At 47.4% G+C, this 15046-nt stretch carries 11 protein-coding genes; 4 read left to right on the top strand and 7 right to left on the bottom strand.

What is annotated here, in order from left to right; genetic code table 11:
• Positions 1-28: 28 nt before the first annotated feature.
• Entirely contained in the window at positions 29-2179 is a 2151-nt protein-coding gene (locus ACVA58_RS10050; protein WP_446510305.1) for a heparinase II/III domain-containing protein, read from the bottom strand.
• On the bottom strand, positions 2179-4320 hold the full coding sequence (locus ACVA58_RS10045; protein WP_446510304.1) for a heparinase II/III domain-containing protein: 2142 nt from the start codon (positions 4318-4320) through the stop codon (positions 2179-2181). Before ACVA58_RS10045 ends, ACVA58_RS10050 begins: the two co-directional genes overlap by 1 nt.
• A gap of 309 nt (positions 4321-4629) precedes the next feature.
• On the opposite strand from ACVA58_RS10045, the gene ACVA58_RS10040 reads away from it, so the two are divergent.
• The 4 genes from ACVA58_RS10040 (at position 4630) to ACVA58_RS10025 (ending at position 8452) form a co-directional block, all read left to right on the top strand.
• Complete coding sequence (locus tag ACVA58_RS10040) at positions 4630-6396, top strand: sodium:solute symporter family transporter (protein WP_446510303.1); 1767 nt, start codon at positions 4630-4632, stop codon at positions 6394-6396.
• An 88-nt stretch (positions 6397-6484) separates the two neighbouring features.
• Complete coding sequence (locus ACVA58_RS10035) at positions 6485-6814, top strand: cupin domain-containing protein (protein ID WP_446510302.1); 330 nt, start codon at positions 6485-6487, stop codon at positions 6812-6814.
• 61 nt (positions 6815-6875) lie between these two features.
• On the top strand, positions 6876-7802 hold the full coding sequence (locus ACVA58_RS10030) for a sugar kinase (RefSeq protein WP_446510301.1): 927 nt from the start codon (positions 6876-6878) through the stop codon (positions 7800-7802).
• 26 nt (positions 7803-7828) lie between these two features.
• Entirely contained in the window at positions 7829-8452 is a 624-nt protein-coding gene (locus ACVA58_RS10025) for a bifunctional 4-hydroxy-2-oxoglutarate aldolase/2-dehydro-3-deoxy-phosphogluconate aldolase (protein WP_255044482.1), read from the top strand.
• Positions 8453-9226: 774 nt separating this feature from the next.
• Here the strand turns inward: ACVA58_RS10025 and ACVA58_RS10020 are convergent.
• The 5 genes from ACVA58_RS10020 to ACVA58_RS10000 all read right to left on the bottom strand — a co-directional run bounded on the left by ACVA58_RS10020 (position 9227) and on the right by ACVA58_RS10000 (position 15036).
• Complete coding sequence (locus ACVA58_RS10020) at positions 9227-9973, bottom strand: 3'-5' exonuclease (protein WP_446510300.1); 747 nt, start codon at positions 9971-9973, stop codon at positions 9227-9229.
• 22 nt (positions 9974-9995) lie between these two features.
• On the bottom strand, positions 9996-11870 hold the full coding sequence (locus ACVA58_RS10015; RefSeq protein ID WP_446510299.1) for a DUF294 nucleotidyltransferase-like domain-containing protein: 1875 nt from the start codon (positions 11868-11870) through the stop codon (positions 9996-9998).
• A gap of 161 nt (positions 11871-12031) precedes the next feature.
• Entirely contained in the window at positions 12032-12997 is a 966-nt protein-coding gene (locus ACVA58_RS10010) for a LacI family DNA-binding transcriptional regulator (protein WP_446510298.1), read from the bottom strand.
• Between the two features lie 296 nt (positions 12998-13293).
• A complete protein-coding gene (gene chbA, locus ACVA58_RS10005) occupies positions 13294-13599 on the bottom strand; it encodes a PTS N,N'-diacetylchitobiose transporter subunit IIA (RefSeq protein ID WP_446510297.1) in 306 nt (101 codons plus the stop codon).
• A gap of 108 nt (positions 13600-13707) precedes the next feature.
• Positions 13708-15036: a PTS sugar transporter subunit IIC gene (locus ACVA58_RS10000; protein WP_446510296.1), complete on the bottom strand. Its 1329-nt coding sequence runs from the start codon at positions 15034-15036 to the stop codon at positions 13708-13710.
• Positions 15037-15046: the final 10 nt, after the last annotated feature.

Genomic DNA, 15046 nt, shown 5'->3' with positions numbered 1-15046 from the left:
TTTTCATTATTCACTGAATGAGTGTTTGTTATAACTGCGCGTATGGACCTTCCCAGCTAAAGGTCTCACCGGCAAAGCTCACTTCATGCTTGCCGTCTTGTAGACCACCGGTTTGGTTCGATACCGCGTAGGTCAGTACCTGGCCATCAATAAGATGCAGACGAACCACAGATGCAACATCATCCATGCCTACCACTTCAACTCGGGCTACTTTACCGCGCGCATCAACCGATGCTTCAACCGCTTCGTTGAAGTAACCGTGCGTTTCAAGCACGTTGGCAAACAGGTGAGATTTCGCTTTCTGGCGCAGTACGAACATTGGCTCAGAGCGTAGGTTGAAATCAGGATCGTTGGCGCCCAAGCGACCGAAGATAACTTCACCCTTGTTGCCCGCAGAGCTCACCATGCTGTAGTAGCTGTTGTCATGCAACCAGCTTACTAGCGTGCTGCCTGATACTTCGCCTTGAGCAACCTGCCAGATATGCTGGTAGCCATCGCTTTCGCCCATTGGCTTCAAGCTAGCATTTGCCTGGTAGTCGAAATCGGTGCGAATGATCTGACCTGTGTGGTGTACAGGGAAGTCATACTCGTGCTCGTCTTCAGAGATCAAACGGTATAGGTCGATGATCAATGGGTTTTCGATACCGTCAACTTTCGCCAGTAGCACGCTACGCTGCATATCAACACCTGCGTAGTATTCGCGTACGATGCCGCTCATGCCCTGGAAGTCTTCGTTGTCAGTTTTGAAGAAGTGCAGTTCACCGTTACGCGATTCAGCCATTGCAGTGTTGAATTCGTTCTGGGTCTTGCGATCAACAACTACGGTGTTGTGAGCGATAGTTTGCTTACAGTAGCTCTTGTTCTCTGGAATGTAGCGACCACCGAACTTAGGCTCAACATTTACCCAGCGGCCGAAACCGTAGTCGTGCAGGGTTTCATGGCCTTTGTTAAATACGCTTAGGTGAAGACCGTCGTAGTGACCGTGATCCAGTGCAGAGTGGTACTGGTGATCAGAACCGTGCTGACCGAACCATAGCAATGCCATGGTATCTTGATCTTTGCTGTCACGGTGACGCATGATAGTCAGGCCACCTTTGTCGCCATTAGGACCATCAGTGACAAACAGGCTACCCCAGTTAAATGCAGGGATTTTTTCTTCTTTCGCTACCGCGTCAGACAGTTTCTTACCGGAGATATGTACCCACACATCCTTCTGGTGAGCAGCCATCGCCAATAGGTTGGCGTCTTCTTCGTAACGGCCGTAACAAGCACTTGTCGTGATCAGAACACCTTCATCATTGATGTCGATGGTCTTAGACGAGTCGTTCAAAGCCGGTAGCGTACCGTCAGGGAATGCCGTTGACATTACCGCATAGCTAGTCGTTTTAATCACACCATCTTTGTGTGCAAAAATGCCCACTTCAGGTTGACGACGTTCAATAGCTTCTGCGAACAATTGGATTGGACGCAATGAGAAACGGTGGTAGTAAGGGCCTTCCATGTAGTAACCGTCTGGCGAGAACAGCTGAGACAGCTGAGCAAGGAAACCACCGCTTACGCTATCGCCTTTTAGGCCATAAAGTGCTTTATCAACGATGTCTTGATTCTGAATGGCATAACCACAGATACCTACACCGGCAACAGCCCATAGGCCGTGGTTGTGGATGATATCGAAGTCGTGCGCGTAAGTGTCGACAAACATATCAGCCATGATCTGGAACAGATCGTTTTCGATCAGGCTACGCTCGTCGTCAGACAGCGTGTGGTGGATACAGCTGTACGCACATGATGCGTAAAGCATCCACATGTTCTCATTAAGAGTTTGGTGGAAGATACGGCCAGGATGGTTACTATCAAGGCTGACATTTAGCTCCAGTGATGGGTAAACCTCTGCATACGCCACCAATAGGTTGCGAATGTAATCACGGTACGCTTCGTTTTCAGTGATCAGATACAAACGGCCAGCAATATCCATATGGATGTAGTTTTGCTTGTGGCGATTGTGCTCATAACCACCACCCTCGCCATGGCCAGGTACTTCAATACCAACCGTCGCGATGTAGTCTTCCAGTTTTTCAATGTCACGGGCCAGTGCGTTGCCCATTAGGGTATCTTTACCCAGATCTTCGCGAAGGATCGCGGCTTCGTCAAAGCTAATCAATAGTGGTTGGTACGTCATTATTTCGTCTCCTGCTCAACAGCAAGGAATCCTTTCCAGCTATAAGTCTTGTCGTTAATGATAATTCGATGTTCGGTCGTGTCGGTCACATTTGGCTGATTGCTTACCATCACAGTGAAGCGGATACCTTCCCCTTCAATAGCAACAACCGAGCCTGTCTCGTTGTGAGCCAGAACGTTAATCTGATGCAGTTTGCCACGGGCATCAACAGATGCTTCCACCGCTTCATTGAAGTAACCATGGGTTTCCAAAGCAGAGGCAAACAGCAAATCTTTGCCTGTAGTACGCATAATAAAGCTGGTTTCATGACGCAGATTAAACTGCGGATCATTAGCACCGGTCTGGGTGAAAACCACTTCATTATCAGCGCTTGAACTGGTGCCAAGCCAGGTATAGTAACTATTGCCTTGCAACCAACTCACTAAGGCATTGCTGCCTGCTTCGCCGCGGGCAAGGTTCCATAGATGCTGGTAACCATAATCATCACCCAATGGGTGTAATTCAGAATTAGTCTTGTATTCGAAGTCAGTGTGGATGATCTGACCTTGATACTGGTGCGAATAGTCATACTGATGCGGCTTGTCGCTGGTCAAACGATACAGATCAATCAGCAGCGGATTTTCTAATTGGTCTGATTTAAGCAACATCACAGTACGCTGCATCCCCACACCGGGATAATGCTCGTCAGCAAAGGCACTCATCGCCTGAAGCTCAGTACCTTCGCCCATAAAGAAATGTGGCTTGCCGTGGGTGCGGTCAGCACGCTCGACATCAAACTGGTTCTGACAGCCTTCATCCACCGTCACACCATTATGGTTAATCGTCTGGCGGGCGTAGCTCTTGTTTTCATCGAGGTAACGACCACCAAACTTAGGTTCGATATTCACCCAACGGGCAAAACCGTATTCACGCAGAACCTCTTGACCGCGGCTATAAAAAGCAATCCCCAAGGCATCAAAATGACCATGCCCCATACCGTGCTGGCCATAGTTCATCGAAAGCTGACAAATATCTTTGTCATTGCCCTGCATACGAAGGAAACCTTGCGCACCACATGTACCATCAGGGCCTTCGTTCAGCTCAACACTCGGCCAGAATGGCGGTTCGATACTTTCTTCTGCATCGCACGCTTCAGACAGGGCTTGGCCACACGGGTGCATCCATGCCTGCTCTTGAATTTGCGCCATACCCAATAAGTTCTTATCGAAGCCATAATTCTTGAAGTACATGCTAACCGCGACCACAACACCCATATCGGTAATACCCATGGATTTTGATGAATCATTCAATGCCGGGAATACACCGTTCGGATAAGCCGTTGCTAGCAATGCTTGGGTGGTCTGCTTAATCACTTGCCCTTTGAAATTGTAGATATCTATCTCAGGCATATGGCGATGAAGTACTTCAGCAAAAACCGCCAATGGACGAATGGCAAAGCGATGGTAATAAGGCCCTTCAATATAATAGCCTGATGGCGAGAATAACTCCGAGAGTTGAGCCAGAAAGCCACCGGTTTTACCGTCGCCTTCCAATCCATATACCGCCATTTCGAGGTATTTACGCTCACCGATGGCAAGGCCACAAATACCTGCAGCTGCTACAGCCCAAATACCATGGTTATGAATGCGATCAAAATCGAAGTCATATTTCTCTGTGGCAACGTGTAGCATCGGCTTGAACAAATTATCAACGATGTGCTCACGCTGCGAATCTGTAAGCCATGTACTAATGCAGGAATAGCCTAAACTTGCATACATAAGCCACATGTGCTCGTTGAGCATTTGGTGAAACAACCTCCCTGGAGGGTTAGTGTTGCGTTGAACATGAAAGTCGAGCTGTAAGTATTTGTCTGCATATTGGGTCAACAATTGCCCCGCATACTCAGCATAACGCTCATCTTTGGTGATCAGGAACAAACGGCCAGCGAGATTAATGTAATGGTAGTTTTGCCTGTGCTTATTATGTTCATAACCACCGGCTTCACTTTGTCCGGGAACATCCATTGGCAACGCCATATATTGCTCAAGCTCAGCCTGGAGCTTCGCAATCGTTTTGCCCATTAATGACGAACTGCCGATTTCTTTATGTAAATCAGCAGCTTCATCGTGAGTAAATAATACTGGCTGGAGAGTAGTGTTCATGTTGACCTCTAGATTAGAGCGTATACGCACCTCTTCGATACACATAAAATAATACAAATAGATTTTTGTTTCACTACCGTTTTGAAAAAACTCGACAGCAGTCACATTTTAAGACTCGTATTGACCCACATCAAAATCAGCACGTAAGTAGCTATTTAAAAAGGGAATATGTGTACTTTCAACAGTTCTCATAAATGAGGCAAGCAAAAATAAATTTGATGGAGGTCACGAAAAACGCCCCCTTGTATTACAATATAACTTTTCAATTATTACACTACTGCCAATTCGATAAACTTAAGGCTGAAAAAGATGACCATTGATACTTTCGTAGTTCTGGCCTATTTCCTATTTCTAATCGCTATTGGGTGGATGTTTAGAAAGTTCACCACCTCTACCAGTGATTACTTCAGGGGGGGAGGCAAGATGTTATGGTGGATGGTAGGTGCTACCGCCTTCATGACTCAATTTTCAGCATGGACGTTTACTGGTGCAGCAGGGAAAGCATTTACAGATGGTTTCGCCGTAGTTATTTTGTTCTTAGCAAATGCTTTCGGTTACTTCCTTAACTATCTGTATTTCGCACCAAAATTCCGCCAGCTACGAGTGGTAACAGCAGTTGATGCCATCCGTATGCGTTTTGGTAAAACCACAGAGCAGTACTTCACGTGGGCCAGCATGCCAGATAGCCTTATCTCGGCTGGTGTATGGTTGAACGGTCTGGCAATCTTTGTTGCCGCTGTATTTGACATCCCAATGGAGGCAACGATTGTCTTTACGGGGATCGTCCTAATGGCTATGGCTGTAACGGGTGGTTCTTGGGCCGTTATCGCTTCTGACTTCATGCAGATGCTTGTTATCATGGCCGTAACTATCACGTGTGCAATCGCTGCATACTTCCACGGTGGTGGTATTGGTAACATCGTTGATAACTTCCAGGGCAACTTCCTGGTAGGTAACAACCTTAACTACATCAGCATCTTCATCCTTTGGGTTGTCTTCATCTTCATCAAACAGTTCGGTGTGATGAACAACAGCATCAACGCTTACCGTTACCTTGCTGCTAAAGACAGTGAGAACGCGCGTAAAGCAGCTGGTCTTGCTTGTATCCTAATGGTTGTTGGCCCTGTCATCTGGTTCCTACCACCATGGTACGTAAGTGCATTCATGCCTGATTTTGCAGCGCAGTACGCATCAATGGGTGACAAAGCCGGTGATGCCGCTTACCTAGCCTTTGTACAGAATGTGATGCCTGCTGGTATGGTTGGCCTACTAATGTCTGCCATGTTCGCTGCGACCATGTCTTCTATGGACTCTGGTCTGAACCGTAACGCAGGTATCTTTGTCTGTAACTTCTATCAGCCAATCTTCCGCCCACACGCGAATCAGAAAGAGCTGATCATTGTTTCTAAACTAACCACTATCATGATGGGCTTCATCATCATCTCGATTGGTCTGTTCATTAACTCACTACGTCACCTAAGCCTGTTTGACATCGTACTGAACATCGGTGCATTGATTGGCTTCCCAATGCTTATCCCTGTTCTTCTAGGCATGTGGATTCGCAAGACCCCAGACTGGGCAGGTTGGTCAACGCTAATCGTTGGTGGTGTTGTTTCTTTCATCTTCGGTATTGCACTAAAAGCACACCACATAGAGAGCCTATTTGGCCTAGAGCAGCCACTAACTGGCCGTGAGTGGAGTGACCTCGTGGTTGGCCTAAGCCTAGCAGCACACGTTGTGTTCACTGGTGGTTGGTTCATCATGACGAAATTCTTCTACAACGGCCTAACCGTTGAGCGTGAGAAAGAAGTAGAGAAACTATTTGAAAACTGGAATACCCCACTTGTTTCTGGTGGTGACGAGCAGCAATCGCTAGATACAGCACAGCGTTCAATGCTGGGTAACCTAATCAGTGTTGCAGGCTTCGGTATTCTAGCAATGGCCTTGATTCCAAATGACCCATCAGGCCGCGGACTGTTTATTTTGTGTGGCTCTATCGTACTAACGGTCGGTATTTTGCTGGTGAGTGCTTCTAGAAAAAAGCCTGAAGCCGCAGCCGAAACGAGTGCGGCTTAAACAATAACACCAGCAAAGGCTGAACCTTTGTACCCTATTTTAATTTGTAATATTTGAATACTTTAATTTTTTCCGGGAGAATCACACAATGTTTTTCGAAATCAACAACACCGAGTGGGAAGATCTAGGCGATGGCATCAAACGTAAAATCGTTGGCCACACTGAAGATCTGATGGCAGTACACCTAATCTTCGCCAAAGGCGCAATCGGCCACCCACACGCCCACGATATCCATGATCAGATTGGCTACGTGGTAGAAGGTAGCTTCGAAGCTGAAGTTGACGGTGAGAAGCGCGTTCTGAAAAAAGGCGACGCATACATCGCTAAGAAACTAGCGGTTCACGGTGCAGTAGCACTGGAAGAAGGCAGCATCCTTCTAGATATGTTCTCACCAGTTCGTCAGGACTTTTTGAAGTAATTACCCTGATGTGAAGGGCGTATAAAACTCACCCTTCACATCCCCTTTTTCCGGAGTATGTATGGCTACAATGAACATTGCCATTCTTGGCGAATGCATGATTGAACTGCAGCAAGCCAATGACCAACTAACCCGTAACTTTGGTGGTGATACCCTGAACACAGCGGTATACCTGTCTCGTCTTACCAAGGACCATGACATTAACACCACTTACGTAACTGCCCTAGGTAACGACAGCTTCAGTGATGAAATGTTGGCAGCTTGGAACAAGGAAGGGATCAATACTGACTTGGTGCTTCGCCTAGAAGGTAAACTTCCTGGCCTTTACTACATCGAAACCGACAGCACTGGTGAGCGTAGCTTCCACTACTGGCGTAACGATGCAGCAGCAAAATACCTGCTTGAGCAAGAGCAAAGTGCAGAGCTGCTGAACAATCTAATGGCTTTTGATGCGATTTATCTAAGTGGTATCAGCCTAGCGATCCTAACGGCCGAAAGCCGTGAGCAGCTATTTACTTTCCTTGAAGATTTCAAAGGCAAAGGTGGCAAGGTATTGTTCGACAACAACTACCGTCCAAAACTTTGGACTTGTGTGAAAGAAGCACAAGAAGCCTACCTTCGCATGCTATCCCTTACTGACATCGCACTGCTGACTTTCGAAGATGATCAGCTACTGTTCGGTGATGAGACACTTGAAGAGTGTATCGAACGTACCCAAGGTGCCGGTGTTTCAGAGCTGACTATCAAGCGCGGTAAAGATGCATGCTTGGTTGTGACCAGTGAAGAAAACGTATTTGTACCTGCACTTGTTGCCGACAAGGTTGTCGACACCACAGCGGCAGGTGACTCATTCAGCGGCGGTTACCTAGCCAAACGCTTCACCGGCGGTTCAGCAACTCAAGCAGCTCATGCTGGTCACCAGGTTGCCTCGACGGTTATCCAATACCGCGGTGCTGTTATCCCTGCCGACGCGATGCCAACGATTTAATACACACTAAGTGAGAGTAAAGAATTATGAGTAACCTAAACGACAAACTAGCTGCGCTGAAAGTAATCCCTGTTATTGCTATCAAAAACGCTGAAGATGCGATCCCACTAGGTAAAGCCCTAGTTGATAACGGCATGCCTTGTGCAGAAATTACTTTCCGCACAGAAGCCGCTGTTCAGGCTATCCGCAACATGCGTAAAGAATTCCCTGAAATGCTAATCGGCGCAGGTACCGTTCTGACTAAAGAACAAGTTGACGAAGCTATCGATGCTGGCGTTGATTTCATCGTAAGCCCAGGCTTCAACCCGACTACTGTTAAGTACTGTCAGGAAAAAGGCGTTGCTATCGTTCCTGGCGTTAACAACCCAAGCCTAGTTGAGCAAGCAATGGAAATGGGTTTACGTACCCTTAAGTTCTTCCCTGCTGAGCCTTCTGGCGGCGTTTCAATGCTTAAAGCACTGACTGCCGTATACCCAGTTAAATTCATGCCAACTGGCGGTGTTAGCCTAAGCAACATCGACGACTACCTAGCAGTACCTTCTGTGCTGGCTTGTGGTGGTACGTGGATGGTTCCTGGTGACCTTATCGACAACAAACAGTGGGATGAGCTAGGTTTGCTAGTGAAAGACGCTGTTGCCAAAGTACAGTAATTGCTCCACCCCCGATGAATTTTTTGATTTTAGTCGATCATTTTTAAATTTTTGATACCAATCTGGATGAATTGCAGTTTTAACCAGTAAGACTGATTAAGTCTTTATTTAGGTTGGTAGAGTTACTTGCCAAAGTGACTACATTAACGGATCCATTTGCCCCAGCCATGTGCTGGGGCTTTTTTTATCTGGTGAAAGCATAAGCCGGAAATACGCTGGTAAGTGAACGATTTCGAGCTGAGCTTTAACTGACGGGCGGACGGGGATATTGATAGACCTCAGGCGGTGGCCTATTCATCATCTCTGAGGTGCGGTAAAGCTCCATGTATTGTCGGTTAATGGGCGGCTCGGCATAGCTACGAGTAAACATACTACTTTCACATCCGATTAGAGCCACAAAACCACACCCCATCACGAGTGCTTGCAAGTATAACCTCGACTGTATCCATAACCTTGCGCATATGCTTGCCAGATGTTTCATCAGACGCTCTCACTCTGCGGATCACATCTTAACTATAAGTCAGTTTCTCATTTTCTGGAGAGCGCGCAGGGTAACGATCTATATTGAAAGGTAGTGAATGGAGGGAGGGCTCCATGACAACGTTCTTAATTCTTGTCTGTGCCTATTACTTGCTGACTTCCAAAAAAAGCATTTTTAGACGGCACATCAAAGCAGTATTAGGTGTGTCCTTTCTTTTCTTCCTGCTCATTGCTTACGCAAGCCATACCGCATCAACATAAAGAATGAGGGGCCACTTAGGCCCCTCATATAACTTATACGTTAATCGTCAACTCATAGTGGTGCATATCATACACCTCTTCCAACCTAGGTTTAGACTGACCGAAGCACTTGATCATCACGGCCAACAGCAACTCACCGGTAGCGACCGCATCAATCAAGGCACCATGACTGGGGTATTCCGGCAAACCATAGCGCTGGCGGATAGAAGACAATCTATAGTCACCTTCTTCTCGTACATGGCGATTGGTCACCAGCATTTTCTCAATCAACAAAGTATCAAGCCATAATAATGGTGGCATAGCCATATCAAAGCGTTTTTGCAGATAATGTTCAATAAAAGATTTTTCAACTGTCAATCCATGGACCAACACAATCTTGCCAGCCATCTTGGCAAACAACGCTTCCATCGCCTCATCTAATGCCTGACCAGATATCAGCATCTCAGGAGTAATCTGGTTGATGATCGCCGATTGGGCATTAATACCGCTACTGTCCTTGATAAAGGTTTCTTCACAACTACCTAGGTTAAGCATCCCCTTTTGCATCTCGACATAACCAATACTCAAGATCTGATCTTTGTCAGGATTAAGCCCTGTCGTTTCGAAGTCGAGGCACAAAATGTCGAGGTCAAACAGCGCAGTATCCGGCTCGGGCAAGTTGCCCTCCTGCAATTGAAAAACCTGCTCGCCTGAAGCTTGGGAAGAATGAGCATCACGCCATTTTACCTGGGCTCTGGAGAGTCGATTCAGTGGTTTAAAATACGACAACATACGTTTCATTATTCTGATTTTCCCACTGTTCTTAAGCTTGGCTGAAACGCAGTTTCACTGCTTCCTGATGTTCAGCAATGATCCGGAACGCATCTTTGAGGTGCTTGCGCTCAAAGCTGCCAAACATATCTGGTGAGATATGGTTATCCGGCACGTATCCTTTCTTCAGAGCCTGAAGTTGATGACTGTAGCGTACCCGGGTAATAAAACGATAGGCGCCAATAATATCTTTAAGGCTTTCTTCACTCAGACTGCCGTGTTCAAAGGCATACTGGAAGCGCTCTTCGGTACCGGTCAGGGTACAACCGACCGACAAACTATAAATCCGCGCCAAATCGACTATCAGATTCAGAGCATACTTCTTGATATTGAGGGTATTGCTTTGATCGCCGTTCTTCTCCAACACGAACTTGTTAAAGATCCCTAGCGGCGGCTGAGTAGCAACGGTATCTTTGGCTAAAATACTCAAGAAGCAGCTGTTCTCGCCCAACAGACTCATCAAGTGCGCCTGCAACTCTTCTGATAACTCACTTTGACCATGGATCGCCCTTACTTCCAAGAAAACCGTAATATTGAGCAGACGCTCATACTCAGGATTTTCCGCCCACTTAGTATAATATGTCTTCCAAACGGAAAGTGGCTGGCACCACTTCTGAACCGATGCCATGTAGTTACCGCTACACAAACTATAACCACAGGCGTCCATCCACTTACAGACATCCATTGCCAATAGTTTGAAGTACATACGCTGATCGTCGGTCACATCATCAGACAAGATGATGGCATTGTCCTGATCCGACAACGCATGCACTTCGTTCCGAGCGTGTGAGCCAGCAACCACCCAGGTATATTCACAGGGTGGAGGCCCCATCTTCGCTTCCACCAATTGCAAAATACGGCGATTGAACGTGTCCATAATCATCGCCATGACCTGGCCGATGATCTCCGAGCCAACATTACCCTCAATCAGGGCTTCAAAAATCGCCTGCCTCTCCGGCGCCAACGCCACCAACTCTTCAAGCGAATCGGTATAGTTGATTTTTTCGATAAGGAAAATCGCCTGTACCCGGTGCTTCTGCACCAAGTGCGTGGTCGACAATACCCCGACGACCTGCCCCTCTTTGACAACAGGCAAGCTACGGACGTTGTACTGCATCATCAATGACGCCGCCTTCATCACCAAGTCATCAGGCGCGACAGTCAACGGATTGGGCGTCATCACCTCTTGAATTTGTCTATCTGGGTTAACGCATTTTGCCAATACTCGCTTGGCCATATCTCGGTCAGTCATCACACCGACAATAGTATTACCGTCCTTCACCACAGCAAGAGGAGATGGTGTCTCTACCGTCATCCGGTACGCCGTCTCTTGAATCGACAGCGTTGCCGGCACCACAGTCACCCTTTCATTAGACACTTCCGCCACCGTTTTGAAGAACAATCCCTTTTCATCATCCGACCACACCACACTCAGCGCCGATTGAATCCGCACTTGTGCCTGAGCCGCAAAGTGCTGGGCATATTCAGGATAGGAGCGCAGGATATGTTTGAGTTTACTGTGGGGGATCAAGTAAAGCAGGGAGTTTTCCATCGCTGTTGCCGTATAGGCCATCTCAGCTTTGCTACTGTCGCCCTCGGTTTGCAGGAAACTAAAACCGAAGATATCTTGCTCACCCAATTTAGCTCTGAGTACCCCATCAGATTTTCGCTGTTCCATCGCCCCGGTGCGAATAATATAGAGGTAGCATTCTTCCTGCTCAGTAGAGAAAGCGATGCGCTCCCCTTGGCCTAGGTAATTGATTTTGATACAACCTGCGATTTTTTCAAGGCAGTCCTGTGGCAATTTATCGAAGGGATCGACATGGGTCAGAAACTCAATAATATTCGGCAGCAAGGTGTGAGACATGGGCAATATCCGGTTGGAAGAAGTGATAGTGCAAAGCCTACCCGAAGATAAGCAATCGATAAAAGATATGATAATACAATTGGATGCATTTCGGAAATACAAGTCTATACCGCGACATCGATAGAGGTCACGGATCACAGTAAAGACTATTGATATCGGAATTATGCGAGTGTTGTTACCGATGAACGGGCGACCAACCGACCTGCAACAGCTGGGGGCTGTTCGATTGGCAGGGGCTTTCCTTCGACGATACTCTGTACCCGCTTGAGGCAGTCATCAATTAAAGATTCAGTCGGGTAACTAATACAAGTTAGTGGTGGATACAGCAAGCTTGCCAGTGGCGAGTCTTCCAAACTAATGATCGACACTTCCTGCGGTACCGCGATATTGAATTCGCGCATCAGGCGCATCGCTTGGGCTGCATGGCTATCTCGTTTCACCACCAAAGCCGTATACTTGGTAAAGCTATTGATCAATGCCAGCAGACCTTGCTCGACATCATTTTTGGCTTCCACCACCAGCTGGCGGTTGAAAGGGATAGAAAGGTTTTGCAGGGCACTGCGGTAGCCATCTAGCATCTGCTGGCTAGCGGCTTCCTTGGCATCATCAACAAGCAGGGCAATTTGGCGGTGCCCTTTACCGAGCACGTAACGACAAGCACTTTCAGTGGCAAAAGCATAGTTATAGCCGCTGACAATACTGCCTTCGATACATACGTTATCGAAATGCACCACATTAGCAGGCTGCGGCCCCGCCGGAGGTGCACCCATCACAATGATCGCTTCACACTGATCTTGCAGCTCATCAATGACCCGGCGCTGATCGTCTGCATCACTGGCGTAGTGCAGCAGCATGAATTTATTGAGGGACTTTAGACCTTTGGATAACAATGGCAGGTAATTAACGACATTGGTTGCTTCTACCGATGGCAATACAACACCAATGTAATGTGAAACTTGCTTAGCCAAATTTTGCGCCGCAACGTTAGGCCGGTAGTTCAACTCACCGACGGCTTTTAGCACCGCCAAGCGACTCTCTTCCTTTACCCCACGAGTGCCACTTAGCACACGGGAGACCGTGGCTTTAGACACATTAGCTAACTTTGAAACATCTGTGATGGTTGCCATTATACGTACTACATCGTTGTTACCCGAAAATCCCTACTGCACCTCGCTGGCCGTTAACCAATAAAGAGCAGTGCTTTTCTATCATACCATAGCCCCTACGACATAAACTCAGCAGCACCAAAATTTCTCTTTTATCTCGGGCAGTTTCCGTTAGTTTCCATATAAACGCCAATAAACGCCAATAAACGCCAATAAACGACAGTAGATTAGCCATGAAAGCTGTTCTTGCTATTGCGTGTTTTATGAGAGGGCGCTCTGTCCCTCTCCATTAATTATCTAACTGACTGACGTGAGGATCACTGTACTTTACGGTGAAGCTCTATCATTTCTGCAACCAACTCTTTGGCCAGCATTGACGTCATCAGGTGGTCTTGGGCATGGACCATAATCAGTGTCATTTTGGTTTTGCCTTCACCCTCATCGGCTTCAATGAGCTGGGTCTGAACCAAATGGGCTTGGTTCGCAAACTCCTGGGCTTCTTTCATCAAGCCCTCGGCCTCATCAAAATGACCTTGCTTGGCATGACGCAGTGCTTCGTAACACAGGCTGCGTGATTGGCCTGCATTGATGATGATACCCATTACCTGTTCTTCTAAATCCATCTTAACTCTCCGCTTTACTACCGCCCTGCTGCTGAGCAGCAGGGCTTAGTTTTATTTGCTATAACAATTAATTGTTTCGACTCGGTATTAGCTTTGGCTTACGTGACATTACGCTGTTGCAGGCTCGCCTTGAGGCGCTTCTTCTTCAGCGTTATTCGCCGCTTCTTGCTCAAGCAATTGCTTCTCGTAAGCTTTTAGGAATGGCATGTACATCAGTGCCGCCGAAGCCATACAAAGCAGACACAGAACGACTGGGCTGAATGACCAGTTCGCCGCCCATGAAGCACCGATAGGGCCCGGCGTTGTCCATGGCGTGAGTGATACCACGCGAGCAACCAAGTTAAGGTCTAGAGCAATATAGGCCAGCGTTGCATTGACCATAGGAACCAATACAAATGGTAGGAAGAACAGTGGGTTCATAATGATTGGCGCACCAAACAGGATTGGTTCATTAATATTGAACATCCCTGGTACGACACCCATTTTACCGATTGTACGAAGGTGAATCGCTTTACTGCGCAGCAGCAGGAAGGCCAGAGGCAAGGTCGAACCCACACCACCGATCAGTAGGTAGTGATCCCAGAAACCCTGAACATAAATGTGTGGAATTGCTTCCCCTGCAGCCATTGCCGCTTGGTTGACTGATAAGTTCGCCATCCAGAACGGGTTCATGATACCGGTAACGATAAGCGCACCGTGGATACCAGCAAACCATAGGATCTGACACACCAACACCGATATCAGGAGTGCCGGTAACGTATCTGATGCGGCCACCAAAGGCTCAACCAATGCCATGATCGCCTGAGGGATGATCATACCGGTTTGTGACTCAATAAACAGGTTCAGTGGGTGAAGGGTCAAGATCAACACCAGCACCGGAATCAGGATTTCAAACGAACGGGCAACGCCGGTCGGGACCTGAGGGGGTAAGCGAATCGTGATGTTATTGCGCTTAAGGAGTGCATACACCTCTGTGGCATAAATCGCCACAATCAACGCAGTAAAAATACCCTGCCCCGAGAAGTACGCAGTTGAAATCATGCCATTCTCAAGTGGTGCCGCCACCAACATAAATGCCATGAACGACAGCATACCAGTCGTTAGCGGATCAAGATCGTGGTGCCGCGCCAAACTAGCAGCAACCCCGACCGAAATAAACAAGGTCATTATCCCCATGCTGAAATTAAACGGCAGCATCAAGGTTTCAAAATGTCGCTCGGAAAAATCCAACCATGCGCGGGCAAAACCCCAGGTTGTTTCTTGCGAGAACGGAGGGAAAATAAACACCAACATGAATGAACCAACAATCATGAAAGGCAGTGCAGCAATAAAACCATCACGTATAGAAGTGACGTATTTTTGCTGGCCGATGGCACCGGCCATTGGGGTGATTTTTTGTTCAATAACCCCGATCAACTTGTCATATAGGGCACTCATAACGATTCCT

The organism is Photobacterium sp. DNB22_13_2 (assembly GCF_052873915.1).
Note: the sequence above shows the minus strand (reverse complement) of the source record. Positions and strands in the feature narration are given on the sequence as shown.

What these genes read in the sequence shown, in the direction of transcription:
- ACVA58_RS10050 (WP_446510305.1), bottom strand. Translation starts at nt 2,179, where the DNA reads ATGACGTACCAACCACTATTGATTAGCTTTGACGAAGCCGCGATCCTT.
- ACVA58_RS10045 (WP_446510304.1), bottom strand. Translation starts at nt 4,320, where the DNA reads ATGAACACTACTCTCCAGCCAGTATTATTTACTCACGATGAAGCTGCT.
- ACVA58_RS10040 (WP_446510303.1), top strand. Translation starts at nt 4,630, where the DNA reads ATGACCATTGATACTTTCGTAGTTCTGGCCTATTTCCTATTTCTAATC.
- ACVA58_RS10035 (WP_446510302.1), top strand. Translation starts at nt 6,485, where the DNA reads ATGTTTTTCGAAATCAACAACACCGAGTGGGAAGATCTAGGCGATGGC.
- ACVA58_RS10030 (WP_446510301.1), top strand. Translation starts at nt 6,876, where the DNA reads ATGGCTACAATGAACATTGCCATTCTTGGCGAATGCATGATTGAACTG.
- ACVA58_RS10025 (WP_255044482.1), top strand. Translation starts at nt 7,829, where the DNA reads ATGAGTAACCTAAACGACAAACTAGCTGCGCTGAAAGTAATCCCTGTT.
- ACVA58_RS10020 (WP_446510300.1), bottom strand. Translation starts at nt 9,973, where the DNA reads ATGAAACGTATGTTGTCGTATTTTAAACCACTGAATCGACTCTCCAGA.
- ACVA58_RS10015 (WP_446510299.1), bottom strand. Translation starts at nt 11,870, where the DNA reads ATGTCTCACACCTTGCTGCCGAATATTATTGAGTTTCTGACCCATGTC.
- ACVA58_RS10010 (WP_446510298.1), bottom strand. Translation starts at nt 12,997, where the DNA reads ATGGCAACCATCACAGATGTTTCAAAGTTAGCTAATGTGTCTAAAGCC.
- chbA (WP_446510297.1), bottom strand. Translation starts at nt 13,599, where the DNA reads ATGGATTTAGAAGAACAGGTAATGGGTATCATCATCAATGCAGGCCAA.
- ACVA58_RS10000 (WP_446510296.1), bottom strand. Translation starts at nt 15,036, where the DNA reads ATGAGTGCCCTATATGACAAGTTGATCGGGGTTATTGAACAAAAAATC.